A 26,004-nucleotide genomic window follows, 5' to 3' on the forward strand; every position below is an offset into this window, starting at 1 on the left:
TAGCCGCGCATGAGCGAAAATATGACCGATATCAAGACAAACCCGAATGGCAGCAACACGCGTAAGGTTTTTGTAAAAACCTATGGCTGCCAGATGAATGTCTACGACAGCCAGCGCATGGCCGACAGCCTTGCCGCTGAGGGCTATGTTGCGACAGACACGCCTGATGATGCCGATCTGGTTCTGCTCAATACGTGCCATATTCGTGAAAAGGCATCGGAAAAGCTTTATTCAGCGCTGGGTCGCCTGCGCAAGATGAAGGATGCCCGCGGACCAAATGGCAAGGAATTGACTATTGGCGTTTCCGGTTGCGTGGCACAGGCCGAAGGTCAGGAAATTCTGCGCCGTGCGCCCAATGTCGATCTGGTGATCGGACCACAGACCTATCACCGCCTGCCGGATGCGCTTGCGCGTGTGCGTGGCGGCGAAAAGGTCGTCGAAACCGAATATGCGATCGAAGACAAATTCGAGCACCTGCCAGCACCCAAGCGCGAAGAAACCCGCAAGCGCGGCGTTTCAGCCTTTCTTACGGTGCAGGAAGGTTGTGACAAGTTTTGCACGTTCTGTGTGGTGCCTTATACGCGCGGTTCGGAAGTCTCGCGCAGTGTGGCGCAGATTGTGGCCGAGGCCGAACGCCTTGCTGACAGCGGCGTGCGCGAACTGACCCTTCTGGGTCAGAATGTGAATGCGTGGCATGGCAAAGGCGATGATGGCCGCGAATGGGGGCTTGGCGAGTTGCTGTTCCGCCTTGCACGCATTCCCGGTGTGGCACGTCTGCGGTATACGACCAGCCACCCGCGCGATATGGATGATACACTGATCGCAGCGCATCGTGATTTGCGCCAGCTGATGCCTTATTTGCATCTGCCTGTTCAGGCGGGTTCAGACCGTATTCTCAAGGCCATGAACCGTCGCCACAAGGCCGATGAATATATCCGTCTGGTTGAGCGTATCCGTGAAGTGCGCCCCGATATGGCGCTTTCGGGTGATTTTATCGTTGGCTTCCCCGGCGAAACCGATCAGGATTTTGAAGATACAATGCGTTTGGTGCGTGAAGTGCATTATGCGCAGGCCTATTCATTCAAATATTCGCCGCGTCCGGGCACGCCGGGTGCCGATCTTCCCGATCATGTTGACGAAGCGGTCAAGGATGAGCGCCTTCAACGGCTTCAGGCATTGCTCAACGAACAGCAATATGCGTTTCAGGATTCGCTGGTCGGTCGCGAAATGGAGGTGCTTCTGGAAAAGCCGGGTCGCTTCGAGCGCCAGATGGTTGGCCGTTCGCCTTGGCTTCTGCCAGCAATCATCGATGACAATGACGATCAGGTCGGTGAAATCATCCGCGTAAAAATTACGGGGACTGGTACCAATAGTCTTATTGCGCAAAAGCGCGTCTAAGCGCATGATGTTGTTCAGGCAGTAGTCGCGGTGCGTAGCCTTTGACCGAACGTCCTGCCAAGACTGCGATTGCAATGCGTGAACCTTTGGGAGATGCGTTTGAGCGCTACGGAAAAACTTAAGCCTGCCAAGCCAACCATCCATACGCAAACAAACACAATTTCAAGCCCGGCTGCCAGTTCTGCGCCAAGTTCTGCAACTGGCGCCGCATCCGGGGCCTCCGATATGGCCCATATCGTCCTTACATTCGACAATAACCGTCTTGCCAGTGCGCTTTACGGCCAGTTCGATGAGAATCTGGCACGGATTGAGCAGAAGCTCGGCGTTGATGTGCGTTCAAAGGGCAATCAGCTCTCCATTCGCGGAGAACCCACCGCCACCGAACAGGCACGGCGTGCGCTGGATAATCTCTACGAAACCTTGCAGAAGGGCCATGAACTTGGGCCATCCGATGTGGATGGCGCGTTGCGCATGGCCATTGCTGCCGATGATCAGCTGATACTGCCCACCCTTGAGAACAAGGGTAAGCTTTCTTCAGCTCAGATTTCGACGCGCAAGAAAACAATCTTTGCACGCACGCCGGTTCAGGACGCTTATATGCGTGCGCTTGAACGCTCGGAACTGGTTTTTGGCGTTGGTCCCGCGGGTACAGGTAAAACCTATCTCGCAGTTGCTCATGCAGCCATGCTGCTGGAGCGCGGCCTTGTCGAGCGCATCATTCTGTCTCGTCCGGCTGTTGAAGCAGGCGAACGTCTCGGCTTTCTGCCGGGCGACATGAAGGAAAAGGTCGATCCTTACCTTCGTCCGCTTTATGATGCACTTTACGACATGATGCCTGCGGAAAAGGTCGAACGCGCCATTACCGCTGGCGTGATCGAAATTGCACCGCTTGCCTTCATGCGTGGTCGCACATTGGCGCATTCCGCTGTCATTCTTGACGAAGCACAGAATACGACCTCCATGCAGATGAAGATGTTCCTGACCCGTCTTGGCGAAGGTTCGCGCATGATGGTCAATGGCGATCCAAGCCAGATCGATCTTCCGCCCGGTCAGAAATCCGGTCTTGTCGAGGCGCTGCGCGTTCTTGAGGGCGTGGATTCGGTGGTCAAGGTGCGCTTTACCGAAAAGGATGTGGTTCGCCATCCACTGGTGGCCGCCATTGTCGGCGCTTACGACGATGATGCGAAAAAGCATGCCCGGTCAGAATAATTCAAAATTATTCTTGTATTCGCGTAGAATAATGACGATTTAAAAATATTACGTCCGCCTTTTAGCGGACGCTTCTTTTAACAACTGGAAGGATAGAGCGGCTGTTTCATCGCAAGCCGCGGCAGAAGTGTCAGACAACGCGATCCAAATCGATATCATGATCGAAGCCGGCAACTGGCCGGAAGAAACAGTCCTTGAAGGACTTGTGCAGCGCTCCGTGGAGGCGGCTTGGAATAATCTTGGGCTTCAACCCGCCAAGAGCGAACTCAGTCTGGTTTTTACCGACGATGCTTCCATCCGCAAGATCAATGCCGAGTGGCGCAACAAGGACAAGGCCACCAATGTGCTGTCCTTCCCGGCTTACCCTGTAAAGGCTGGCGAGCAGCCAGGCCCGATGCTTGGCGATATCATCATCGCGCGCGAAACGGTTGAACGCGAGGCTGTTGAGGAGGGAAAGCCGCTCGATAACCATCTCACGCATCTGGTCGTGCATGGGTTTTTGCATCTTTTGGGATATGATCATGAGACCGATGATGAGGCCGAGGAGATGGAACGCCGCGAGCGCGAAATCCTTCATGCTCTTGCCATCCCGGACCCTTATGCTGTATCCGATGTGAACATTGAAACAGATTGATCATGGCTGACCAAAACAACTCATCCACCGCTGGCGATAGCCGAGGCGACACACAGGACACTGAGGGGCAAAGTACGCAGCGCTCGCAATCGAGCGAAAAGCGATCCCTTCTGGCAAATATTTTTCCATTTATGCGTTCGCGGCACTCATCTTCCCTGCGTGAAGATCTCGCCGATGCGCTTTCAAGCACTGAAAGCGAACAGGATTCCGCTTTCTCGCCTGAAGAAAAGGCGATGCTCAACAACATCCTGCGCCTGCGGGAAATCCGTGTCGAAGACGTGATGATTCCGCGTGCTGATGTTGTGGCGATAGAAATTTCCACACCGCTCTGGCAAGCGCTGGAACTGTTTGAAACCTCCGGTCATTCGCGTATGCCGGTTTATGCTGAAACGCTGGATGATCCGCGCGGCATGATCCATATCCGCGATGTTCTCAATTATATCACCAGACAGGCGCGCCAGAACACGCAAAGCGATGCCGGTGAAGCAGGCCCCGCCAAGTTCGATATAGGCCGCATTGATCTTAGCAAAACGATTGGCGAGCTTGATCTCATGCGCAAGGTGCTGTTTGTGCCACCTTCAATGATGGCGAGCGGTTTGATGGCGCGCATGCAGGCAGCGCACATCCAGATGGCACTGGTCATCGACGAATATGGCGGCACTGACGGCTTGGCTTCGCTGGAAGACATCGTTGAAATGGTTGTCGGCGACATCGAAGATGAACATGACGACGAAGAAATCATGATCGCCGAAGAAGCCGATGGCGTGTTTGTCGTTGATGCACGCGCGGACCTTGATGAACTCACACAGAAGATCGGCCCGTCCTTTGAAGCGGGTGAACACGGGGAGGATGTCGATACGGTCGGTGGCCTTATTTTCTCCGTTCTTGGCCGTATTCCGTTGCGCGGTGAAGTCGTACAGGCGATCCCCGGCTACGAGTTCCATGTGCTTGAGGTCGATCCGCGGCGCGTCAAACGCGTGCGTATTGTACCGCTTTCTGAAGCGGACAATCACAGACATCCATCCACGGTGGGCGCCGATGATGCATCCGGCAACACCTCGGAAACATCCAAAGAGGCCTGATGATCGAGAGATTTGCGGGAAGGATCTCTTCATTGAGCGGATGGCGCCGTGCGCTGGTTGCTTTTCTCAGTGGCGCTGTCGCAACGCTGACGCAGCCGCCCTTTGATATTGCCATTGCCGGTTTCGTTGCCTTTCCGCTTCTGGTCTGGCTGATTGACGGTGCTATCCCCGATAAGAACAACCGCCCGATAAGGCGGTTTTTTCCCGCAGGCTTCATCGGCTGGTGTTTTGGCTTTGGCTATTTCGTGTCGGGCCTGTGGTGGATCGGCACGGCCCTTCTTGTCGATGCAGAGCAATTTGCCTGGGCGGTTCCTTTAGCCGTTCTTGGCCTGCCTGCATTTCTTGCGATTTTCTATGGGTTGGCTGCGATGATCGCGCGCCTGTTCTGGTCGCAGGGCATTGGACGCATCTTCGCGATTGCTGTCGCCTTTGGCTTTGTCGAATGGCTGCGAACCTTTGTTTTCACCGGCTTCCCGTGGAATGCGCTGGGCTATGCGCTCATGCCCACACCGATGATGATGCAATCGGTCGAGATTGTGGGTCTGGTTGGAATGAGTGCGCTTGCGGCCCTTATTTTTTCCGCACCGGCATTGTTGAGCGGCGGGCGTCTGGCCAAAAGCGGCATTGTTCTGGCCGCAACCTTGCTTGCTGCCCATATTGGCTTTGGCGCATGGACGTTATCGCGTGCACCAGCGCCTGATACGGAGCGTACTACGCTTTCAATCCGCGTGGTTCAGCCCTCCATTTCACAGAGCCTGAAATGGGATGATAACGAACGCCGCGCGATTTTTGACAAGTTCATTGCCATGACAAAACAGCTGCCGGCTGAGGGCAAGCCAAGGCCCGATGTCGTTATCTGGCCTGAAACCGCAGTTCCCTATATCCTTTCGCTGACGCCCGATGCGCTTCAACGCATTTCTGAAGTGATTGACGATGATCAGGTGCTGTTGACAGGGGCAGTGAGAGAGGAACGCGTTCCGCGTCGCGAGCCACGCTATTATAATTCCATCCTGACCATCAACAGCCAGGGTACAATCATTGATTATACCGACAAGGTGCATCTGGTGCCTTTTGGCGAATATCTGCCTTTTGAGAGGACGCTGCGCAGTTGGGGCTTGCAGGAAGTGGTGGAATTGCCCGGTGGCTTCACCGCTGCCAAGACGCGCCACGCAATCAATGTCATGGAAGGGCAGACCTTCCTGCCGCTGATCTGCTATGAGGCGATTTTCCCTGATGAACTGTCTTATACGGGCCGCAAGGTGACGGCGATTGTCAATGTTACCAATGACGCATGGTATGGAGACACGCCGGGGCCTTATCAGCATTTCCGGCAGGCACAGGTGCGATCTGTCGAACAGGGGCTGCCGCTTGTTCGTGCGGCCAATAACGGCATTTCGGCTGTGGTGGATTCTTACGGTCGAATCATAGATGAGTTACCGCTTGATGCGGTGGGCGTCATTGATGCCTATCTGCCGGAGGAACGTGTGCCATTTTGGGGCAATGCCCCCGGTGGCAAACAGACTCTTGCAGTTCTGTTAACCCTACTCGCCATATGCGTGTGGTTCAGGCTGCCTTTCAGCAGGCGTTTTCATTGACACGGCAATTTTGTTAAGCTGTTATATTAGCGCGGTGACGGTTAATTGCGCGAACTCGTCTGACTACCTCCCATATTGATTTTTATCCCTGTTCACATGAACAGGCCATGAATGAAAGCTCGCTGTTGCGAGGAGTGACACTGTATGATTGAGAATAAGAAGAAACCCAACCCCATCGATGTGCATGTGGGCAGCCGCATCCGCCTTCGTCGCAATATGCTGGGTCTCAGTCAGGAAAAATTGGGCGAAAGCCTTGGCATTACATTCCAGCAGATCCAGAAATACGAAAAAGGTACCAATCGCGTTGGCGCGAGCCGTCTTCAGGCAATTTCCTCTGTTCTCACGGTCCCTGTTTCCTTCTTTTTTGAAGATGCACCGGGTTCCAATGCCAGCACGCAGCCAGGCTTTGCCGAAGACAATGAAGCGACCTATGTTGTCGATTTCCTCAGCTCAAATGAGGGCGTGCAGCTGACGCGCGCATTTACAAAAATTGCCGATCCGAAAGTGCGCCGCAAGATTATCGATCTGGTGAAGTCACTGGCGGCCGAGAGCGAATAACCCGTCGCCACGCCAAAAAAAGCGTTTGCCGGGCAAATTTTTTCCGGCAACGCGGTGTCGCAACAAGAATATGCATTGACGGTTTAATCCCAACTTCGCTAACACAAACATGTGCCCGGACCCTGTTTATTGTTCCGGGCGCTACTGTGTTTCCATAACGGATCGTCGTCCGTTGGATTTTCAAGAGGGGTTACCCGTGTCGCGCAGTTCTTATCTCTTCACCAGCGAATCGGTGTCCGAAGGTCATCCGGACAAGGTTTGCGATCGTATTTCCGATGAAATCGTAGACATGATCTACAAGGAGGCGCGCCGTTCGGGCGTTGACCCCTGGTCCGTCCGCGTCGCATGTGAAACGCTGGCCACCACCAATCGCGTGGTTATTGCCGGCGAGGTGCGCGTGCCTGAAACGTTCCTGAAGAAGAATAAGGACGGCACAATTGCGCATGACAAGAATGGTCACCCGCTGATCAATCCTTCGCGTTTCCGTTCAGCGGCGCGTAAAGCGATCCGCGAAATTGGCTATGAGCAGGACGGCTTTAACTGGCGCACCGTGAAGATTGATGTGCTTTTGCACCCGCAATCGGCCGATATTGCGCAGGGCGTGGACAACGCAGCCGACCGTCAGGGCGAAGAAGGTGCGGGCGATCAGGGCATCATGTTTGGCTATGCCTGCCGCGAGACCCCTGATCTCATGCCGGCGCCGATTTATTATTCGCACAAGATTCTCGAAAAGCTCGCAGAAGCCCGCCACAAGGGCGAAGGCGATCCGGGCAAGCTCGGCCCTGATGCAAAGAGCCAGGTAACCGTGCGTTATGAGAACGGCGAGGCTGCGGAAGTAACCCAGATCGTTCTTTCCACACAGCATCTGGATGCAAGCTGGGATTCCAGCAAGGTTCGCTCCGTTGTCGAACCCTATATTCGCGAGGCGCTTGGCGATCTTCCGATTGCCGCAAACTGCAACTGGTACATCAACCCGACCGGCAAATTCGTCATCGGCGGACCGGATGGCGATGCAGGCCTGACAGGCCGCAAGATCATCGTGGACACCTATGGCGGCGCAGCTCCGCATGGCGGCGGTGCCTTTTCGGGCAAGGACACGACCAAGGTTGATCGTTCCGCAGCTTATGCCGCGCGCTATCTTGCCAAGAATGTCGTTGCTGCCAATCTTGCAGACCGTTGCACGATCCAGCTTTCCTACGCTATCGGCGTCGCACAGCCGCTTTCCGTCTATGTCGATCTGCATGGCACGGGCAAGGTGGAAGAAGCAGCCGTTGAGGACGCCCTGCGCAAGGTTATGGACCTGTCGCCAAGCGGCATCCGCAAACATCTTGATCTTAACAAGCCGATCTATGCCAAGACGTCGTCCTACGGTCACTTTGGCCGCAAGCCGGGTCGTGATGGTTCTTTCTCATGGGAAAAAACCGATCTCACAAAGGCATTGAAGAGCGCTCTTTCAGCGTGACTGTTTTTAAATGAGCGATGAAAATCATCCCGTACGTGCGGCCGGAAATTTTTTCGGCCGCCGTCATGGCAAGCCGCTTCGTCCGCATCAGAACAGTCTGTTTGAGGATCTGCTGCCGCGCCTGAAACTTGACCCCGACACACCTGCACCGCAGGATTTGCGGACATTGTTTGATGCGCCGGTTGAAAATGTGCGTATGGAAATCGGCTTTGGTGGTGGCGAACATCTCCATCATGAGAGCGGCCGTTATCCGCAGTCTGGCTTTATCGGTGTCGAGCCTTTCGTCAACGGTATGGCAAAAATGCTCACAGCGCTTCATGACGCGCCACGCCCGAATCTTCGCCTCTATGATGAAGATGCGACCGATGTGCTCGATTGGCTGCCGGATGCGTCGCTTTCTGGAATTGACCTGTTCTATCCCGATCCATGGCACAAGCGTCGCCATTGGAAGCGCCGCTTTGTCAGTGATGCCAATCTTGATCGTTTCGCACGTCTGCTGAAGCCTGGTGCAAAATTCCGCTTTGCGTCCGATATCGAACATTATGTCAATTGGACGCTTCAGCATTGCCGCAGACATCCGGCTTTTGAGTGGCAGGCACAAGGCCCGGACGACTGGAACAATGCCTATGATGGTTGGCCGGGAACCCGTTATGAAGCCAAGGCATTTCGGGAAGGTCGCCGTGCGGCCTACCTCACTTTCATCCGCCTGTAATCTATCTCAGATGCGGGTCTTGAAAAAATCAGCATCGGCTGGTATATAAGTCTCAAATTCTTGGTCGTTTGAACAAGAGTGGGCCCTCCCGGACCCGCTCTTTTTTGTTACCTGCGGCCCAGTGAAGAAGGTTTATCGAGTGAGCGAACACGAACAGGCAGCTGAGGCCGTAACCGCAGATGAGCGTATCATTCGCGAAACGGGCATCGATGCAAAAATAGCATCCATTGTGGAGCCGGTGATCAATACGCTGGGTTTCCGCCTTGTGCGTGTGCGCCTTTCCGGCCTCAATGGCCAGACATTGCAGATCATGGCCGAGCGGTCTGACGGCACCATGACGGTTGAGGATTGTGAATTGTTGAGCCGCACCGTGGCTCCGGTTCTCGATGTCGAAGATCCGATCAGCGGCAAGTATCATCTTGAAATCTCGTCGCCGGGTATTGATCGTCCGATGGTGCGCAAGTCCGATTTTACCGATTGGGCCGGGCACATTGCAAAGGTCGAAACGTCGATTGTTCATGAGGGCCGCAAAAAATTTCGCGGTCGTATCGTGATCGGCGATGGCGATTCGGTCGTGATCGAAAGCGATCAGATTTCCTATGGCAATGAGCCCGTCGTTCGCATTCCCTTCGATCTGATTGCGGATGCGCGTCTGGTTCTGACCGATGATCTGATCCGTGATGCGTTGCGCAAGGACAAAGCTTTGCGTGAAGGCCGCATTCCCGGTGATGATCTGGGCGATGGTCTGCGCGGCGATACGGAAGAAGCAGGTTCAGCGGAATCTGAAACGGAAAAGAAATAAGTTTCAAAGTGAGTTTCAGGCGTCCGGTACTCGAAGAAGGCCGGATGCGTCACCAAGGAGAGACCTATGGCAGTCAGTGCAAACAGGCTGGAACTTCTGCAGATCGCCGATGCGGTCGCACGTGAGAAGTCAATTGACCGCGAGATCGTTCTTGCGGCCATGGCCGATGCGATCCAGAAGGCAGCGCGCTCGCGTTATGGTCAGGAAAGCAACATTCGCGCCGACATCAATGCAAAGTCCGGTGAGATTAAGCTCCAGCGCCTGCTCGAAGTGGTCGAGACTGTCGAAGACTATTCCACGCAGATTTCGCTGTTCACGGCCCGCGACCGCAACCCGGATGCGCAGGTCGGTGATTTCATCGCCGATCAACTGCCTCCAATGGACTTCGGTCGTATTGCTGCGCAGTCTGCCAAGCAGGTCATCGTGCAGAAGGTCCGCGAAGCCGAGCGTGACCGCCAGTATGATGAATTCAAGGATCGTGTCGGCGAAATCGTCAACGGCACCGTCAAGCGCGTTGAATATGGCAATGTGATTGTCGATCTTGGCCGTGGGGAAGCAATTGTTCGTCGTGACGAGCTGATCCCGCGTGAAGCATTCCGCTATGGCGACCGTATCCGCGCTTATGTCTATGACGTTCGTCGCGAACAGCGCGGTCCGCAGATTTTCCTCTCGCGCACCCATCCATCTTTCATGGCGAAGTTGTTCAACATGGAAGTGCCGGAAATTTATGACGGCATCATTGAGATCAAGTCGGTTGCCCGTGATCCGGGTTCGCGCGCCAAGATCGCCGTTGTTTCGCGTGATGCGTCGATTGATCCGGTCGGTGCCTGCGTTGGTATGCGTGGTTCCCGCGTTCAGGCCGTTGTTGCCGAATTGCAGGGTGAAAAGATCGACATCATTCCATGGTCGCCAGATGCGGCTTCCTTCATCGTCAATGCGCTTCAGCCTGCTGAAGTTGCCAAGGTTGTTCTCGATGAAGATGCGGAACGTATTGAAGTTGTGGTTCCGAATGACCAATTATCATTGGCAATTGGTCGTCGCGGTCAGAATGTGCGCCTTGCGTCGCAGTTGACGGGCTGGGACATCGACATCCTGACCGAAGACGAAGAATCCGAACGTCGCCAGAAGGAATTTGCTGAGCGTTCGAACCTCTTCATGGAAGCCCTCAACGTTGATGAGATGGTTGGTCAGGTTCTGGCTTCGGAAGGCTTTGCCTCTGTTGAGGAAATTGCTTACGTCGAGCCAGGTGAAATCGCTTCCATCGATGGTTTCGATGACGATACGGCTGGTGAGATTCAGGATCGCGCCCGCGAATATCTTGAGCGTATCGAATCCGAACAGGATGAGCGCCGCAAAGAACTGGGCGTTGAAGACGAACTTCGCGAGCTTCCGGGCCTCACCACAGCCATGTTGGTTGCGGTTGGCGAAGATGGCGTGAAGAGCATCGAAGACTTCGCCGGTTATGCGGTTGACGATCTGGTCGGCTGGCGTGAGCGCAAGGAAAACGAGACCGTTATACACAGCGGTATCCTGTCGTCGTTCGATGTCTCGCGCGTTGATGCGGAACAGATGATCCTGACGGCACGTTTGAAGGCTGGCTGGATCACCGAAGATGAGCTGGTCGCGACGGAAGTCGAGGAAGAGCTTGAAGCAGGCGAAGAAGAAGCCGCTTCGTAAAATATTTAGAGCGTTTCCTTGTTCACTCAAAACAGGAAACGCTCTAAAATGAGTTTGATATTGTGATGTGGCTTTACCTCTGCTAGGCCGCTGCCAGTTACGTAAGTTGAATAAAAGGCAGTTCATGGCAAAGTCGGCAGCGCGTGTGGAGCAGGATATGAATGACAGAACCTGTATCGTCACACGCGAAAGCGGTTCTGCGGATGATCTGATCCGTTTTGTGGCCGGTCCTGATGGTTCGGTTGTGCCGGACTTGAAGCGTAACCTGCCGGGCAGGGGCTGCTGGGTCAAGGCGGAACGGCGTCTGGTGGACGAAGCTGTCAAGCGCAAGCTGTTTGCGCGGGCGCTGAAGGAAGGTGTAACGCCGCAGGCAGATCTTGGCGCACTGGTTGACCAGTTGCTGACGAAATCTGCACTGGGCAGTCTGGCGCTGGCCCGCAAGTCGGGTGCTGTGGTATCGGGATCGACAAAAGTGGATCAGGCGATCCGCTCCGGCGCTGCGGCTCTGGTGCTGCACGCGCAGGAAGCCGCCACAGATGGTGTGCGCAAGCTAGATCAGGCGCGACGTGTCGTCGTGCATATGGATGGCCCCGAAATCCCGGCCTTCTCTCTTTTCAAGGGGGAAGAAATGGATTTGGCATTTGGGGGTGGAAATGTGATACATGCAGCCGTGCTCGACACAAAGGCAGCCGCCGGGGTCGTGCAACGATTGCTTTTATTGCATCGCTATCGAGGTGAAAGCCCAGTGAATTGAAACGGCGAATTGAAACGGCAGTCCGACACTGCTGTGGTATAAATTAGTAGAGCGGTTCTCTTGAATTCCGAGAATATAGGATCCGCTCTGGAGCATGAACCGGATTGTCGGCTTGATTGGCCTAACCGGATTATGCGCTGAGGTGGATGACCGGAGCATTATTCAAAATGATCTGATCGCGTGGGATAATGCTCGGGTAAAGCAGCAGAAGCTGCGAAGGAAACGGAAACGTAATGAGCGATAAAACAAACGACGACAAGACGCTGAGCGTCAACTCCAAGAAGACGCTGACCATTAAGCGCCCAGGCGTTGAGCAGAGCACCGTGCGCCAGAATTTCAGCCACGGCCGCACAAAGGCTGTCGTCGTTGAAACGAAAAAGCGCAAGTTCTCACGGCCTGATGAGAAGCCTGAAGCGGAAGCGCCGGCACTCAAGCCTGCAGCGCCTGCGCCTGCGGCTCCAGCACCCGTTGCAGCACCCGCCCCAACACCTGCGGCTCCTGTTGCGCCGGCTCCGGTAGCGGCAACGCCAGCACCGGCGCCTGCGCCAGCAGCTCCGGTTGCAGCAAAACCGGCCGCTCCCGCGCCGCAGCCGCCAAAGCCTGCGGCACCTGCCGCCGCTGCACCGCGCCCGCAGACAGCACAGCATCAGCGTCCGGGCCAGCAGCAGTCTCGCTCTGGTCAGCCACAGCGCTCCGGCCAGCAGCAGCGCCCGCGTCCGTCTGATCGCTCAGGCATGGTGCTCAACACGCTGTCGCGTTCAGAAATGGATGCACGCCGCCGTGCGCTTGAAGGTGCTTTGGTTCGTGATGCGGAAGATCGCGTGCGCGCTGCCGAAGAAGCCAAGCGCCGCGCCGAAGAGGATGCACGTCGTGCCAAGGAACGTGAAGAATCCGCTCGCCGTCAGGCTGAAGAAGAAGCACGTCTGAAGGCGGAAGCGGAAGCCAAGGCACGCGCCGCTGCGGAAGCAGCCAAGCGCGCTCCACAGACAGAAACGCGTTCTCCGGAACGTCGTGATGATCAGCGCGCCGCGCCGCAGGGTGGACGTCCGCAGCATTCCGGTCGCCCGCAGCAGGGTGGTCGTCCCGGTCAGGGACAAGGTCAGCGCCCGGCATCGCCGGCGATTGCAGACGTTATTCCAACGGCAAACAAGCCGCTTCCACAGAGCCAGCAGCGCAAGCCGGGTGGCAATGTGGATGACGATGATCGTCGCGGTCCGGCAGGCGCCCGTCGTGGCACCCCTGCCAAGCCGGAAGTGCGTGCACCAAAGGTTGTTAAGGGTGAAGACGACCGCCGCCGCGGCAAGCTGACGATCTCCAGCAATCTGGAAGATGAAGGCCGTTCGCGTTCGCTTTCGGCAATGCGTCGCCGTCAGGAAAAGTTCAAGCGTTCGCAGATGCAGGAAACACGCGAAAAGATTTCGCGTGAAGTCGTTATTCCTGAAACCATTACGCTTCAGGAACTCGCACAGCGTATGACCGAGCGTTCGGTTGACATTATCAAGTACCTGATGAAGCAGGGCCAGATGATGAAGCCGGGCGATGTGGTCGATGCCGATATGGCGCAGTTGATCGCTGAAGAATTCGGCCACACCGTGAAGCGCGTTGCTGAGTCGGACGTTGAAGAAGGTATCTTCAACGTGGAAGACGATCAGGGTGCAATGGTTTCGCGTCCACCGGTTGTCACCATCATGGGTCACGTCGATCACGGCAAGACCTCTTTGCTGGATGCGATTCGTCAGGCCAATGTGGTCTCCGGCGAAGCAGGCGGCATTACTCAGCATATCGGTGCCTATCAGGTCGAACAGAACGGTCAGAAAATCACCTTCATCGATACACCGGGCCACGCAGCGTTTACGGCAATGCGTGCACGTGGTGCACAGGCAACCGACATCGCCATTCTGGTGGTCGCAGCCGATGACAGCGTGATGCCGCAGACGATTGAATCGATCAACCATGCCAAGGCGGCTGGTGTGCCGATCATCGTTGCCATCAACAAGATCGACAAGCCGGAAGCCGATGCGCAGAAGGTTCGCACAGCCTTGCTTCAGCACGATGTGTTCGTGGAAACCATGGGCGGTGAAGTGCTCGATGTTGAAGTGTCGGCCAAGAAGAAGCTGAACCTCGACAAGCTGCTTGAAGCTGTTCTGTTGCAGGCCGAAATTCTTGACCTGAAGGCTGATCCGGCCCGTACGGCTGAAGGTGTTGTCATCGAAGCGCAGCTTGATCGCGGTCGTGGTTCTGTTGCAACCGTTCTGGTTCAGAAGGGTACGCTTCGTCCGGGTGATATTATCGCTGCCGGTAATGAATGGGGCCGCGTGCGCGCTCTGGTCAACGACCGTGGTGATCATGTCAAGGAAGCTGGTCCTGCAATGCCGGTGGAAGTTCTCGGTCTTCAGGGCACGCCACAGGCTGGTGACCGCTTCGCGGTTGTTGCCAATGAAGCCAAGGCCCGTGAAATTGCCGAATATCGTCAGCGTCTGGCACGCGATAAGGCCGTGGCACGTCAGTCTGGTCAGCGCGGTTCGCTTGAGCAGATGATGAGCCAGTTGCAGGTGACGGGCACCAAGGAATTCCCGCTTGTCATCAAGGGCGACGTGCAGGGCTCGGTCGAAGCGATTATCTCCGCTCTCGAAAAGCTCGGCACCGACGAAGTGCGTGCGCGCATCGTTCATTCGGGTGCAGGTGGTATCACGGAAAGCGATGTATCGCTGGCCGAGGCCTCCAATGCCGCGATCATCGGCTTCAACGTGCGTGCCAACAAGCAGGCGCGTGATGCAGCCGACCAGCAGGGCACCGAAATTCGCTACTACAACATCATCTACGATCTGATCGAAGATGTGAAAGCAGCGATGTCGGGTCTTCTGTCGCCAGAACGCCGTGAAACCTTCATTGGTAATGCTGAGATTCTCGAAGTCTTCAACATCACCAAGGTCGGTAAGGTTGCCGGTTGCCGTGTGGTGGATGGTAAGGTTGAACGTGGTGCAGGCGTCCGCCTCATTCGTGACAACGTGGTTATCCACGAAGGCAAGCTCAAGACACTCAAGCGCTTCAAGGATGAAGTGTCCGAAGTGCCGATGGGTCAGGAATGCGGTATGGCGTTCGAAAATTACGACGACATCCGTGCAGGCGATACGATCGAAGCGTTCCGCGTCGAACATATTACCCGTACCCTTTAATGCTGTTATGCCGGGCCGCCCCTTTTATGGGCGGTCCGGTTTTTCATAAATCCGTTGCCCGGTTCCGAGGGTCTGACTCCCGTCTGAATTGTGGTAAATTGCGCTTTATAGCGCTTGCCAATTTGTCGTCATGTTATCGGCCGGCCCCGTGGGGCTGGATTGCGATTCATGGTGTTTATCGAGGATATAGCTATGGCCCGTTCTCCAGACCCCAAAGGCTCGGGTGGCCTTTCCCAGCGCCAGCTCCGCGTGGGCGAGCAGGTGCGTCATGCATTGGCGCAGGTTCTTCAGCGCGGAGAAATCCGTGATGATCTGATTGAGCGCACGGTTATTTCGGTGTCGGAAGTCCGTATGTCGCCGGATCTGAAAATTGCGACCTGTTTCATCACGCCGCTCGGCAGCACCGATGTTCAGGCCGTCATCAAGGCATTGGCCGCAAATGCGAAATTCATTCGTGGACGTGTGGCTCCAAGCCTAAATCAGATGAAATATATGCCGGAATTCCGCTTCCGGGCCGATACCAGCTTCGACAATTTTTCCAAGATTGATGCGCTTCTGCGTTCGCCGGAAGTGGCGCGTGATCTGGCACGTGACAATGATGATGACGGTGAAGCAGATGACGCTTCGCGCAATGGAGACGCATAAAGCATGGCAAGACGGGGCAAGAAAAAAGGCCGTCCGGTTTCTGGCTGGGTTATTTTTGACAAGCCAAAGGGCATGGGATCGACAGAGGCGGTCTCGAAGATCAAGTGGCTGTTCAACGCTGAAAAAGCCGGTCATGCAGGCACGCTTGATCCGCTGGCATCCGGCATGCTGCCGATTGCGCTGGGCGAAGCAACCAAGACCGTGCCTTACGTCATGGATGGAACCAAGGTCTATCGTTTCACGGTGAGCTGGGGTGAAGAGCGCTCGACCGACGATCTGGAAGGCGTTGCCACTAAAAATTCAGACAATCGCCCGTCACGTGCAGATGTCGAGGCTTTGTTGCCCAATTATACCGGCGTCATTTCACAGATTCCGCCACAGTTCTCAGCCATCAAGATTGCAGGTGAGCGCGCCTATGATCTGGCGCGTGAAGGCGAAACGGTGGAGATTCCGGCCCGTGAAGTCGAAATTGACCGTCTTGAGATTGTCGAATTCCCGGACGAGAACCGTACCGAATTTGAAGTCGAATGCTCCAAGGGCACCTATGTGCGATCACTCGCACGCGATATGGGGCGCGATCTTGGCTGCTTTGGCCATATTTCGGACCTGCGCCGCATTGAAGTCGCGCCTTTCACCGATGAGGATATGGTAACGCTGGCCGAGCTTGAAGAAGCATGGCCGCCATTGCCGCCCAAGAAGGAAGAGGGCGAGGCAGAGGCAGAGGTTATCGAGCAGCCAGCGCCGCGCCGCGATTTTTCGGCACTTGATGCGCTGATCATTGATACAGGCGCAGCCCTTGATTGCCTGCCGCAGGTGGTTCTGTCTGATGATCAGGCACAGCGCGTGCGCCTTGGGAACCCGGTCATCATCCGGGGCCGTGATGCGCCACTGGAAGCGGATGAGGCTTGCGTAACATCACATGGCAAGTTGCTTGCCATTGGCTATATTGAGCATGGTCAGTTCAAGCCCAAGCGTGTGTTCACCGCAGCATAACCGAACCAGTGGTTTCTATAGAGTTTCAGCGCGCCGTGACCCCGATGGTTTCACGGCGCGCTTTGTTTTCAGGCGGCTTGAAACTGATCAAAGGCGCGAATGGCGTCGGCGGCATACATAAGGGCCGGGCCACCGCCCATATAGACGCACATCGCCATAACCTCGGCCACTTCCTGCCGGGTTGCGCCAAGATTGTGAAGCGCCTTTGCGTGAAAGCCGATGCAACCATCGCAACGCTGCGTCACACCGATTGCAAGCGCAATCAGTTCTTTCGTTTTTTGATCCAGTTCACCGGATGCGCCCGCACTTTTTGCAAGCGCATGGAACGCCTGCATGGTTTCGGGCACCATTTTGCGCAGCTCGCCGCTATATTGCGATATGTCCTGATAGTTCTTGGTCACGGTTTTGCCCTTTTGTCTTGCGTTTCAATTCATATTTTTATAATATCACAAAAATATAAATCGTAAAGAGGCAACAGTGTCCATCAATCAAGAAATGCCGGCTCGGGCAGATATCGTGTCCAATTTTCTAAAAGGACTGGCCAATCCGCATCGGCTTCTCATTCTGTGCGAGCTGGTGAATGGCGAAAAAAGCGTGACCGATCTCATCAACGCAACAGGCATTGCACAGACGTCAATGTCCCAGCATCTTAACAAGCTGAAGGAGGAAGGCATTCTCAGCTATCGCCGGGAACACAGATTGCTTTTCTACAAGATTGAACATCCGGCTGTGATGGAAGTCATGGCTGTGCTTTATGCCCATTTTTGCCCAAAAGACCCATTATGATGAATTGGCCAATAGGTTTCGCCGTTGCAGACGTTAGATGACTGACCTCTTTCAATTCGAGCGGATTTGCTTTATAGGCACAGCGAGCAATGGGATATGCCTGCTGCTTTCATGGCCCGCGCTGGACGACATCCCGGCCTGGGCGTCTGTTTTTCCTCTCATCAAGAAAGGGTGTACGATGTCGATTACTGCTGAGCGCAAACAAGCACTTATCAAGGAATACGCCACCAAGGAAGGCGATACCGGTTCTCCTGAAGTACAGGTTGCCGTTCTTTCCGAGCGTATTGCCAACCTCACCGAACACTTCAAGGGCCACAAGAATGACAATCATTCGCGTCGCGGCCTTCTGAAGCTGGTTTCGCAGCGTCGTCGTCTTCTTGACTATGTCAAGGGCATCGACCAGTCGCGTTATCAGGCGCTGATTACCCGTCTGGGCCTGCGCCGCTAACGGTAAATCGGGCGACGTCTCAAAACGTCGCCCGTTTGTTTTACGAGCGCATCTTGCAAGATGCGCGCAGACTTACCGACTGTATTCCAAGGACGAGCGGATAGCCGCTATCCTGAAAGAGAATGCGTTTAAAGGGCAAAAGCCCATCTGGCATGAGACGGTGCACCGGGTGCATTCCGTCATGCCAACCGAGCCATAAGGCTCATGACCTGGACCAGTCATGGGGCAGGATTGCAGGTGGTTCGTGCAAGAGAATATTCCGGGTTGAATATTCTGGTCATAACGAACTTCCCGTTGTCTTGCCCGTGGCGTGTCCGCCAACCCGGATGATGTCCCAGCGCTTTTGCGCGGCGTCTCCATATAAGGACGAGATATGTTCAATACACATAAAGTAGAAATCGAATGGGGCGGTCGTCCGCTTACACTCGAAACCGGTAAGATCGCCCGTCAGGCTGACGGTGCCGTTCTTGCAACCTACGGCGAAACTGTTGTTCTGGCGACTGTCGTTTCTGCCAAGGAACCAAAGCCGGGTCAGGATTTCTTCCCGCTGACCGTAAACTATCAGGAAAAGACCTACGCAGCTGGCAAGATTCCTGGTGGATATTTCAAGCGTGAAGGCCGTCCAAGCGAAAACGAAACGCTTGTTTCGCGTCTGATTGACCGTCCGATCCGCCCACTGTTCGTTGATGGCTACAAGAACGATACACAGGTTGTTCTCACCGTCATTCAGCATGACCTTGAAAACAATCCGGACATTCTGTCGATGGTTGCAGCATCGGCTGCACTGACCCTTTCCGGCGTTCCTTTCATGGGCCCGATCGGTGGCGCGCGCGTCGGTTACATCAACGGCGAATATGTGCTGAACCCGAATATCGACGAAATGCCGGAATCGAAGCTTGATCTGGTTGTTGCCGGTACTGCTGATGCCGTTCTGATGGTGGAATCGGAAGCACAGGAACTCTCCGAAGACGTCATGCTCGGCGCTGTTGTTTTCGGACAGCAGGGCTTCCGTCCGGTCATCGATGCGATCATCAAGCTTGCTGAAGTTGCAGCCAAAGAACCACGTGACTTCCAGCCGGAAGACCTGTCGGACCTTGAAGCCAAGATGCTCGCAGTTGTTGAAAACGATCTGCGCGATGCTTACAAGATCACCGAAAAGCAGGCGCGCTATCTGGCTGTTGACGCTGCCAAGGCCAAGGCGAAAGATCACTTCTTCCCCGAAGGCGTTGAAGAACCGGAATTCTCGACTGAACAATTTGCTACTGTTTTCAAGCATCTTCAGGCGAAGATCGTTCGCTGGAACATTCTGGATACCGGCAGCCGTATTGATGGTCGTGATCTTTCGACCGTTCGTTCGATTGTTTCGGAAGTTGGCCTTCTGCCACGCACCCACGGCTCGGCGCTGTTCACCCGCGGTGAAACACAGGCCATCGTTGTTGCCACGCTTGGCACCGGCGAAGATGAGCAGATGATTGACGCACTGACGGGGACCTACAAGGAATCCTTCATGCTGCATTACAACTTCCCGCCATATTCGGTCGGTGAAACAGGCCGTATGGGTTCGCCAGGCCGTCGTGAAATCGGTCATGGCAAGCTCGCATGGCGCGCAATCCACCCAATGCTGCCAGCTGCTGAACAGTTCCCATACACGATCCGCGCTGTTTCCGAGATTACCGAATCCAACGGTTCGTCATCGATGGCTACCGTTTGCGGCACCTCGCTGGCGCTGATGGATGCAGGCGTTCCAATCATCCGTCCGGTCGCTGGTATTGCGATGGGCTTGATCAAGGAAGGCGAACGCTTCGCTGTTCTCTCCGATATTCTCGGTGATGAAGATCACCTCGGCGACATGGATTTCAAGGTTGCCGGTACGGAAAACGGCATCACTGCTCTTCAGATGGACATCAAGATCGACGGTATCACCGAAGAGATCATGAAGGTTGCTCTGGAACAGGCAAAGGGCGGTCGCGTTCACATTCTGGGTGAAATGAGCAAGGCTCTTTCCACCTCGCGTGAAGAACTCGGTGAGTTTGCTCCGCGCATCGAAGTGATGAACATTCCAACCGACAAGATCCGTGATGTTATCGGCTCGGGCGGCAAGGTCATTCGCGAAATCGTCGAAAAGACAGGCGCGAAGATCAACATCGAAGACGATGGTACGGTCAAGATTGCTTCGTCCAACGGCAAGGAAATCGAAGCCGCCAAGAAGTGGATTCATTCGATTGTTGCAGAACCGGAAGTCGGCGAAATCTACGAAGGTACAGTGGTTAAGGCCGCTGACTTCGGCGCTTTTGTGAACTTCTTCGGTCCACGCGATGGTCTGGTTCACATTTCGCAGCTGGCTGCTGACCGCGTTGCCAAGACCACGGATGTGGTCAAGGAAGGCCAGAAAGTCTGGGTCAAGCTCATGGGCTTTGACGAGCGTGGCAAGGTTCGCCTGTCGATGAAGGTTGTCGATCAGGAAACCGGCAAGGAAATCGTTGCTGAAAAGAAGGCAGAAGCCGACGCTGAATAAGCGTTGCAGTCTGCAATCAATTGAGAAAGAGCGCGTCCCAGGGCATTTGGGGCGCGCTTTTTTGTTGCGCGCAGAACAATTGAACGGCATGGGTGAAGCATGATGACACCAGCACAACAAACACTGTTTCTGCCGTTCGAGCAGGATATTCTGGATATGCCTGAAGAGGGCCAGTCCTTCCTCGCCTGTGGAATTTCTGCGGACCGGTCGCTTGAGGACGAATGGAAGCAGGCGCTGACCTGCCTGCAACCATGGCGCCCGGATTTTCTGGCGCTGAAAAAGGAAGGCTTTCAGGTTGAGCCGAGGTTGCCCGACAGTGCGCGTTTTTCCGGCGGGCTACTTCTGCTCGGAAAACATCGCGGGCGCAATGAGGCGTGGTTTGCGGAGCTTTTGACGCGTGTTGAGCCGGGTGGCTGGATCGTTGTCTGTGGCGACAAGAAACTGGGCGTTGACAGTTTCCGCAAATGGGTCGGCAATATTGCGCAAATCAGCGACCGCCTGTCCAAGAACCATGCCGTGGCATTCTGGTTGCAGCGTCCGGCCGATCTCAATGATGACTTCATCCATGCGTTGAAACCGCTGGCAGCTGATATTGACGAAGTGTTCCGCACCGAACCCGGCATGTTCTCACATGGCGCCATCGACAAGGGGTCAGCGCTGCTCGTTCCACATATGGAAAAGATCGTGTTCGGCCATGTTGCGGATTTGGGTGCTGGCTGGGGCTATCTTGCAGCACAAAGCTTGAAACATGTTGATCGCCTCAAGAGCATCGATCTTTTCGAGGCTGATTACGAGGCACTGGAGGCCGCTCGCGGCAATCTGCAGCGTCTCAGTCCGTCTGTGCCGATTGCGTTCAACTGGTTTGACGTGACGAGTGAAAAGCTGACGGGCATTTATGACACCGTCATCATGAACCCGCCCTTTCACGAAGGACGGGCGACCGACATGTCGCTTGGTCAGACGTTTATTGCTGCGGCTGCCTCACGGCTCAAGGTCGGCGGACGCTTGCTGATGGTTGCAAACCGCCAGTTGCCCTATGAGGCGACACTCAAGAGCGTGTTCAAGAATGTGAGTGTGCTTGAAGAGGCAAATGGCTTCAAAATCTTTGATGCAAAAAAGTAATTAAAAAAGCCACCCTCGCAGGTGGCTTTTTTGTTGGTGAAAACAAAGCTTATTCGCCGCGTTCGGCATCTGAGCTTTTGAGTTCTTCCAGGGTGGGCATCGAAACGATGTTATAGCCCGAATCCACATAATGGATTTCGCCGGTCACACCGCTTGAAAGATCCGACAGCAGATAAACAGCCGATTTGCCGACGTCGTCGATATCGACGGTGCGACGCAGTGGCGAATTGCGGCGCTGATAGCTGAAGATTGCGCGTGCGTCGCCAATGCCGGCACCAGCCAGCGTGCGCACAGGACCGGCTGAGATCGCGTTCACGCGAATACCCTGCGGGCCGTAATCGGCAGCCAGATAACGAACCATCGCTTCAAGGGCTGCTTTTGCGACGCCCATGACGTTGTAGTTCGGGATCGTGCGGGTCGAACCGCCATAGGTCAGCGTCAGGATCGAGCCGCCGTCCTTCATGAGCTTTTCTGCACGCTGTGCCATTTCGGTGAAGGAGTAGGCGGAAATCACCATGGTGCGACTGAAATTATCACGTGTGGTGACGTCTGCGTAACGTCCCTTCAGCTCCGTTTTATCCGAGAAGCCGATGGCATGAACGATGAAATCGAGCTTACCCCATTTCTTCTCGATTTCAGCAAAAACAGCGTCAACTGAAGCGATATCTTCAACATCACAAGGCAGAACCATATCCGAACCGACTTGTTCGGCCAGCGGCTTTACGCGTTTACCGAGCGCATCACCCTGATAGGTGAATGCCAGTTCGGCGCCCTGTGCTGCAAGCTGCCTAGAAATTCCCCATGCGAGTGAATGATTATTCGCGACCCCCATAATGAGGCCGCGTTTACCTTGCATCAAGCCTTCCATATTTTCCCTCTCTCTCAGCTCTCGTAACGCTGGAAAACCAGCGTCGCATTGGTGCCGCCAAACCCGAAGGAGTTGGAAAGCACGGTGTTGAGCTGAGCATTATCAATACGCTTGCGGACGATAGGCATGTCCGCGAAGGCAGGATCCAGTTCTTCGATGTGAGCGCTTTCGCAGATGAAGTTGTTCTTCATCATCAAAAGCGAGTAAATTGCTTCCTGCACGCCCGTTGCACCCAGCGAATGGCCGGTCAGCGACTTTGTGGCGGCAATGGGCGGGCAGGCATCGCCCGATCCGAAAATCTGGCGAATGGCGTCGATTTCCGGTGCATCGCCTGCAGGTGTCGAAGTGGCGTGCGGATTGATGTAGTCAATCTTGCCCTTGACGGTTGAAAGCGCCATTTTCATGCAGCGGATCGCGCCTTCGCCCGAAGGCGCAACCATGTCGTAGCCGTCAGATGTCGCACCATAGCCGACGATTTCGCCGTAAATTTTGGCGCCACGCGCAAGGGCTGTTTCAAGGTCTTCCAGCACGAGAACGCCAGCACCACCTGCAATCACAAAACCATCGCGGTTCTTGTCATAGGCGCGCGAAGCAGTTGACGGCGTGTCATTATATTTTGACGACATGGCACCCATGGCATCAAACAGCACCGAAAGGGTCCAGTCGAGGTCTTCACAGCCACCCGCGAAAACGCGGTCCTGCTTGCCATACTGAATCATTTCATAGGCATTGCCGATGCAATGATTCGATGTCGCACAAGCCGACGAGATCGAATAATTCACGCCCTTGATCTTGAAGAAGGTCGCGAGCGTTGCCGATGCGGTCGAGCTCATGGCTTTCGGCACGGCAAAAGGGCCAACGCGTTTGGGGCCTTTTTCACGGGTGATGTCGGCACTGTCGACAATCGTGCGTGTCGAAGGACCGCCGGAACCCATGATGATGCCTGTGCGGTCGTTGGAGACTTCCTCTTGCGAAAGTCCGGCATCGGCAATCGCCTGATCCATGGCGATGTGGTTCCAGGCCGTACCACGGCCATGGAAACGCATGGCGCGGCGGTCTACAAGCGCCTCGACATCGATCTTCGGGGTGCCGTGTACCTGACAACGGAATCCGAGTTCGGCATATTCTTCAGCACGGGAAATGCCGGATTTGGCCTCACGCAGAGAGGCTGTAACCTCTTCGGTGTTATTTCCAATTGAGGATACGATCCCCATACCCGTTACGACCACACGCCGCATCGCGTTCTCCTTTGCACCTGTTTCGTGTGATCAGCCGGCGAGGCTGACCTCTTAACGATTAGATAGGTGCGATCTTCGCATGTTTTGAGCGCGGCCGTATGAAAACTCGATGTTTTCTACGGTCGCGCCCGTGAATGATGATAAATTTAAGCGCTTTCGCTGTCTTTCGAAAGGCCAACACGCAGGTCGCTTGCCTTATAGATGGTTTCGCCGTCTGCTTTCAGCCAGCCATCGGCTGTGCCCAGAACAAGACGACCGCGCATCACACGCTTGAAGTCAATGCCATATTGCAGAAGCTTGGTGGTCGGGCGAACCATGCCCTTGAACTTCACTTCGCCGGTGGACAGCGCCATACCACGACCGGGTTCACCCAGCCAGCCAAGGAAGAAGCCCGTCAGCTGCCACATGCCGTCGAGGCCAAGACAGCCCGGCATGATTGGGTTGCCCTGAAAATGGCATGGGAAGTACCAGTCATCGGGGCTGACGTCGTATTCGGCACGGATATAGCCCTTGTCGAACTCGCCGCCTGTTTCGGAAATTTCGGTGATGCGGTGCACCATCAGCATTGGCGGCAGGGGGAGCTGTGCATTGCCGGGACCGAACAACTCGCCGCGCGCGCAGCTCAAGAGCTCTTCATACCCGTAGCTCGATTTCTGTTCTGCCATTACGCCTCCCTTGAGGATTATTCTGCTGTGACCATTTCTGCGTCAGAAACGGTCGGGTTGTCGTCTTTCGGGAACACCTCTAACACAGAGTGTTTCCATCAGTAAAATAGTGCCGGTGGCTTTCCAAAAAAAGGCGGGATTGCCATGCCTATTGATACTTAATCCGCAACGGCATATATCAATGTCAGTATGCAATGGGCAACAGCCCGTTTAATGTTTGACGAAATTGCTACAAGCTTGTGACGGATCCAAGGGTGAAAATGCAGAATTATCATGCCAGCCACTCGATGGTTTCAATGGAAGAGCGGCTTCGCGGCGCGGGTTTGCGCCCGACGCGCCAGCGTGTTTCGCTTGCCAATCTGATCTATGCGCAGGGCGACCGCCATCTTTCCGCTGAAGACCTTCATGAAGAAGCAGTCCTCGCAAATGTGCCGGTCTCGCTTGCGACTGTCTACAACACGCTGCACCAGTTCACCGAAGCCGGCATGCTGCGCATTATTGCGGTCGAAGGGTCGAAAACTTATTTCGATACCAATATTTCCGACCACCAGCATTTCTTCCTCGAAGGCGAGAATGTGGTTTTCGATATACCGCACGGTGAGCGTGGACAGCCAACCGTTTCCAACATGCCCGAAGCGCCGCAGGGTATGGAAATCGTCAATGTGGACATTATCGTCCGCCTTCGCCGCAAGACGCGTTAGGCATTTGGTATAATTTTCTAAAAAGGCAGCCTTTTCGGGCTGCTTTTTTGTTGCGCGCTGAAGTCTAAAATGATTCATCCGACCCATCCCTTTCTCAGGCGCATTTGAAAGCGGTCCTCCCAACCGGGCATGAATGCGTCGATAACGATTTGACAGGAGACGTCTATGCGTAAGTTGATCATTGCGGCCACCGCATTCGCCCTTTTCTCAACGGCAAGCGCTTTTGCCGAAAAGATCCGCATAGGCGTGACGCCCGGTCCGCATGCGCAGATCATGGAAAAGGTCAAGGAAGTTGCAGCGACCAAGGGCATGGACATCGATATTCAGGAATTTTCTGACTATGTGATTCCCAACATGGCGCTGGCCGATAAGGCCCTTGAGGCCAATTCCTTCCAGCATCAGCCCTATCTCGACAATCAGGTTGCAGATCGCGGCTTTCCCATTGAGACCGTGGCACAAACGGTCAATTTCCCGATGGGCCTCTATTCGAAAAAGCTGAAAAATATCTCGGAACTGGCGGATGGTGCCACCATTGCCATCCCGAATGATCCGACCAATGGCGGTCGCGCGCTGCTGGTGCTTGCCGATAATGGTCTGATCAAGCTTGATTCTTCGAAAGGCCTGAAGGTTACATCAATCGATGTGACGGAAAACCCGAAGAACCTGAAGTTCGTGGAACTGGATGCAGCGCAACTGCCGCGCTCACTCGAAGATGTGGATGCTGCGGTCATCAACACCAATTACGCCTTGGAAGCAGGCCTCAACCCGGCAGGCGATGCCCTGATCCGCGAAGGTGAAAAGGCGCCTTATGTCAATGTGCTGGTCGTGCGCAGCGAAGACAAGGATGCTGAATGGGTCAAGACGCTCATCAGCAGCTATCACAGCCCGGAAGTGAAGCAGTTTATTGCAGAAACCTTCAAGGGCTCGGTTATTCCAGCCTGGTAAGAACCCATAAAGAATAGGA

The 26,004-nt window shown here is 54.9% G+C and carries 24 protein-coding genes; 20 read left to right on the top strand and 4 right to left on the bottom strand.

Translation table 11 applies throughout. The annotated features are described in order from the left end of the window. Nucleotides 1–9: 9 nt before the first annotated feature. From miaB to truB, 14 genes are all read left to right on the top strand, one after another. Nucleotides 10–1,398, top strand: a complete 1,389-nt coding sequence (gene miaB, locus ABE530_RS00145; protein ID WP_499693234.1) for a tRNA (N6-isopentenyl adenosine(37)-C2)-methylthiotransferase MiaB — start codon at nucleotides 10–12, stop codon at nucleotides 1,396–1,398. Between the two features lie 99 nt (nucleotides 1,399–1,497). After that, on the top strand, nucleotides 1,498–2,607 hold the full coding sequence (locus ABE530_RS00150) for a PhoH family protein (protein ID WP_265982541.1): 1,110 nt from the start codon (nucleotides 1,498–1,500) through the stop codon (nucleotides 2,605–2,607). A gap of 127 nt (nucleotides 2,608–2,734) precedes the next feature. After that, nucleotides 2,735–3,241 carry an rRNA maturation RNase YbeY gene (gene ybeY / locus ABE530_RS00155; RefSeq protein ID WP_499693235.1) on the top strand — a complete coding sequence of 169 codons (507 nt, stop codon included), beginning with the start codon at nucleotides 2,735–2,737 and terminating at the stop codon, nucleotides 3,239–3,241. Between the two features lie 2 nt (nucleotides 3,242–3,243). Then, complete coding sequence (locus ABE530_RS00160) at nucleotides 3,244–4,323, top strand: hemolysin family protein (protein WP_499693236.1); 1,080 nt, start codon at nucleotides 3,244–3,246, stop codon at nucleotides 4,321–4,323. After that, entirely contained in the window at nucleotides 4,323–5,918 is a 1,596-nt protein-coding gene (gene lnt, locus ABE530_RS00165; protein WP_499693237.1) for an apolipoprotein N-acyltransferase, read from the top strand. The genes ABE530_RS00160 and lnt overlap by 1 nt, the downstream gene beginning before the upstream one ends. Before the next feature lie 144 nt (nucleotides 5,919–6,062). Continuing rightward, nucleotides 6,063–6,476 (top strand): helix-turn-helix domain-containing protein, encoded by a 414-nt coding sequence (locus tag ABE530_RS00170; protein ID WP_265982546.1) that lies wholly within the window; start codon nucleotides 6,063–6,065, stop codon nucleotides 6,474–6,476. A gap of 196 nt (nucleotides 6,477–6,672) precedes the next feature. Further along, nucleotides 6,673–7,938: a methionine adenosyltransferase gene (metK, locus tag ABE530_RS00175; protein WP_265982547.1), complete on the top strand. Its 1,266-nt coding sequence runs from the start codon at nucleotides 6,673–6,675 to the stop codon at nucleotides 7,936–7,938. Between the two features lie 10 nt (nucleotides 7,939–7,948). Continuing rightward, the gene (trmB, locus tag ABE530_RS00180; RefSeq protein ID WP_265982548.1) at nucleotides 7,949–8,650 is read left to right on the top strand and encodes a tRNA (guanine(46)-N(7))-methyltransferase TrmB; all 702 of its coding nucleotides are present in this window, start codon (nucleotides 7,949–7,951) and stop codon (nucleotides 8,648–8,650) included. Between the two features lie 139 nt (nucleotides 8,651–8,789). Next, nucleotides 8,790–9,452, top strand: a complete 663-nt coding sequence (gene rimP, locus ABE530_RS00185) for a ribosome maturation factor RimP (protein ID WP_265982549.1) — start codon at nucleotides 8,790–8,792, stop codon at nucleotides 9,450–9,452. A gap of 66 nt (nucleotides 9,453–9,518) precedes the next feature. Beyond that, on the top strand, nucleotides 9,519–11,129 hold the full coding sequence (gene nusA, locus ABE530_RS00190) for a transcription termination factor NusA (RefSeq protein ID WP_265982550.1): 1,611 nt from the start codon (nucleotides 9,519–9,521) through the stop codon (nucleotides 11,127–11,129). Nucleotides 11,130–11,253: 124 nt separating this feature from the next. Beyond that, nucleotides 11,254–11,883 carry an RNA-binding protein gene (locus ABE530_RS00195; RefSeq protein WP_265982551.1) on the top strand — a complete coding sequence of 210 codons (630 nt, stop codon included), beginning with the start codon at nucleotides 11,254–11,256 and terminating at the stop codon, nucleotides 11,881–11,883. A gap of 233 nt (nucleotides 11,884–12,116) precedes the next feature. Further along, nucleotides 12,117–15,059, top strand: coding sequence for a translation initiation factor IF-2 (infB, locus tag ABE530_RS00200; protein ID WP_499693238.1), 2,943 nt, complete (start codon nucleotides 12,117–12,119; stop codon nucleotides 15,057–15,059). A 192-nt stretch (nucleotides 15,060–15,251) separates the two neighbouring features. Continuing rightward, nucleotides 15,252–15,704 (top strand): 30S ribosome-binding factor RbfA, encoded by a 453-nt coding sequence (rbfA, locus tag ABE530_RS00205; protein WP_265982553.1) that lies wholly within the window; start codon nucleotides 15,252–15,254, stop codon nucleotides 15,702–15,704. Nucleotides 15,705–15,707: 3 nt separating this feature from the next. Then, nucleotides 15,708–16,697, top strand: coding sequence for a tRNA pseudouridine(55) synthase TruB (gene truB / locus ABE530_RS00210; RefSeq protein ID WP_499693239.1), 990 nt, complete (start codon nucleotides 15,708–15,710; stop codon nucleotides 16,695–16,697). A 68-nt stretch (nucleotides 16,698–16,765) separates the two neighbouring features. Here the strand turns inward: truB and ABE530_RS00215 are convergent, their stop codons facing one another. Continuing rightward, nucleotides 16,766–17,098 (bottom strand): carboxymuconolactone decarboxylase family protein, encoded by a 333-nt coding sequence (locus tag ABE530_RS00215; RefSeq protein WP_499693240.1) that lies wholly within the window; start codon nucleotides 17,096–17,098, stop codon nucleotides 16,766–16,768. 115 nt (nucleotides 17,099–17,213) lie between these two features. Between ABE530_RS00215 and ABE530_RS00220 the strand changes: the two genes are divergently transcribed. The 4 genes from ABE530_RS00220 to ABE530_RS00235 all read left to right on the top strand — a co-directional run bounded on the left by ABE530_RS00220 (nucleotide 17,214) and on the right by ABE530_RS00235 (nucleotide 21,568). Next, a complete protein-coding gene (locus tag ABE530_RS00220) occupies nucleotides 17,214–17,483 on the top strand; it encodes an ArsR/SmtB family transcription factor (protein ID WP_265982556.1) in 270 nt (89 codons plus the stop codon). Nucleotides 17,484–17,661: 178 nt separating this feature from the next. Next, nucleotides 17,662–17,931, top strand: a complete 270-nt coding sequence (rpsO, locus tag ABE530_RS00225; protein ID WP_265982558.1) for a 30S ribosomal protein S15 — start codon at nucleotides 17,662–17,664, stop codon at nucleotides 17,929–17,931. 373 nt (nucleotides 17,932–18,304) lie between these two features. Then, nucleotides 18,305–20,446 carry a polyribonucleotide nucleotidyltransferase gene (gene pnp, locus ABE530_RS00230; RefSeq protein ID WP_265982560.1) on the top strand — a complete coding sequence of 714 codons (2,142 nt, stop codon included), beginning with the start codon at nucleotides 18,305–18,307 and terminating at the stop codon, nucleotides 20,444–20,446. A gap of 99 nt (nucleotides 20,447–20,545) precedes the next feature. Next, nucleotides 20,546–21,568, top strand: a complete 1,023-nt coding sequence (locus ABE530_RS00235; protein WP_499693241.1) for a class I SAM-dependent methyltransferase — start codon at nucleotides 20,546–20,548, stop codon at nucleotides 21,566–21,568. A gap of 49 nt (nucleotides 21,569–21,617) precedes the next feature. Here ABE530_RS00235 and fabI read toward each other — a convergent pair whose 3' ends face one another. The 3 genes from fabI to fabA form a co-directional block, all read right to left on the bottom strand. Further along, nucleotides 21,618–22,436 carry an enoyl-ACP reductase FabI gene (gene fabI / locus ABE530_RS00240; RefSeq protein ID WP_265982564.1) on the bottom strand — a complete coding sequence of 273 codons (819 nt, stop codon included), beginning with the start codon at nucleotides 22,434–22,436 and terminating at the stop codon, nucleotides 21,618–21,620. Between the two features lie 14 nt (nucleotides 22,437–22,450). Next, complete coding sequence (gene fabB / locus ABE530_RS00245) at nucleotides 22,451–23,674, bottom strand: beta-ketoacyl-ACP synthase I (protein ID WP_499693242.1); 1,224 nt, start codon at nucleotides 23,672–23,674, stop codon at nucleotides 22,451–22,453. 146 nt (nucleotides 23,675–23,820) lie between these two features. Continuing rightward, nucleotides 23,821–24,339: a 3-hydroxyacyl-[acyl-carrier-protein] dehydratase FabA gene (fabA, locus tag ABE530_RS00250; protein WP_265982569.1), complete on the bottom strand. Its 519-nt coding sequence runs from the start codon at nucleotides 24,337–24,339 to the stop codon at nucleotides 23,821–23,823. A gap of 260 nt (nucleotides 24,340–24,599) precedes the next feature. Between fabA and irrA the strand changes: the two genes are divergently transcribed. Both irrA and ABE530_RS00260 read left to right on the top strand, forming a co-directional pair. Beyond that, nucleotides 24,600–25,040 (top strand): iron response transcriptional regulator IrrA, encoded by a 441-nt coding sequence (gene irrA, locus ABE530_RS00255; protein WP_265982571.1) that lies wholly within the window; start codon nucleotides 24,600–24,602, stop codon nucleotides 25,038–25,040. Nucleotides 25,041–25,205: 165 nt separating this feature from the next. Continuing rightward, a complete protein-coding gene (locus tag ABE530_RS00260) occupies nucleotides 25,206–25,985 on the top strand; it encodes a MetQ/NlpA family ABC transporter substrate-binding protein (RefSeq protein ID WP_265982573.1) in 780 nt (259 codons plus the stop codon). Nucleotides 25,986–26,004: the final 19 nt, after the last annotated feature.

This window comes from Brucella sp. TWI559, from assembly GCF_039674265.1.
In the GTDB taxonomy this organism is placed as follows: domain Bacteria; phylum Pseudomonadota; class Alphaproteobacteria; order Rhizobiales; family Rhizobiaceae; genus Brucella; species Brucella chromiisoli.

Coding starts and splice junctions, on each gene's coding strand:
- fabA (WP_265982569.1), bottom strand. CDS start 24,339: ATGGCAGAACAGAAATCGAGCTACGGGTATGAAGAGCTCTTGAGCTGC.
- ABE530_RS00170 (WP_265982546.1), top strand. CDS start 6,063: ATGATTGAGAATAAGAAGAAACCCAACCCCATCGATGTGCATGTGGGC.
- rpsO (WP_265982558.1), top strand. CDS start 17,662: ATGTCGATTACTGCTGAGCGCAAACAAGCACTTATCAAGGAATACGCC.
- pnp (WP_265982560.1), top strand. CDS start 18,305: ATGTTCAATACACATAAAGTAGAAATCGAATGGGGCGGTCGTCCGCTT.
- trmB (WP_265982548.1), top strand. CDS start 7,949: ATGAGCGATGAAAATCATCCCGTACGTGCGGCCGGAAATTTTTTCGGC.
- nusA (WP_265982550.1), top strand. CDS start 9,519: ATGGCAGTCAGTGCAAACAGGCTGGAACTTCTGCAGATCGCCGATGCG.
- ABE530_RS00195 (WP_265982551.1), top strand. CDS start 11,254: ATGGCAAAGTCGGCAGCGCGTGTGGAGCAGGATATGAATGACAGAACC.
- ABE530_RS00260 (WP_265982573.1), top strand. CDS start 25,206: ATGCGTAAGTTGATCATTGCGGCCACCGCATTCGCCCTTTTCTCAACG.
- miaB (WP_499693234.1), top strand. CDS start 10: ATGAGCGAAAATATGACCGATATCAAGACAAACCCGAATGGCAGCAAC.
- ABE530_RS00235 (WP_499693241.1), top strand. CDS start 20,546: ATGATGACACCAGCACAACAAACACTGTTTCTGCCGTTCGAGCAGGAT.
- ABE530_RS00160 (WP_499693236.1), top strand. CDS start 3,244: ATGGCTGACCAAAACAACTCATCCACCGCTGGCGATAGCCGAGGCGAC.
- fabI (WP_265982564.1), bottom strand. CDS start 22,436: ATGGAAGGCTTGATGCAAGGTAAACGCGGCCTCATTATGGGGGTCGCG.
- fabB (WP_499693242.1), bottom strand. CDS start 23,674: ATGCGGCGTGTGGTCGTAACGGGTATGGGGATCGTATCCTCAATTGGA.
- rbfA (WP_265982553.1), top strand. CDS start 15,252: ATGGCCCGTTCTCCAGACCCCAAAGGCTCGGGTGGCCTTTCCCAGCGC.
- infB (WP_499693238.1), top strand. CDS start 12,117: ATGAGCGATAAAACAAACGACGACAAGACGCTGAGCGTCAACTCCAAG.
- truB (WP_499693239.1), top strand. CDS start 15,708: ATGGCAAGACGGGGCAAGAAAAAAGGCCGTCCGGTTTCTGGCTGGGTT.
- lnt (WP_499693237.1), top strand. CDS start 4,323: ATGATCGAGAGATTTGCGGGAAGGATCTCTTCATTGAGCGGATGGCGC.
- irrA (WP_265982571.1), top strand. CDS start 24,600: ATGCAGAATTATCATGCCAGCCACTCGATGGTTTCAATGGAAGAGCGG.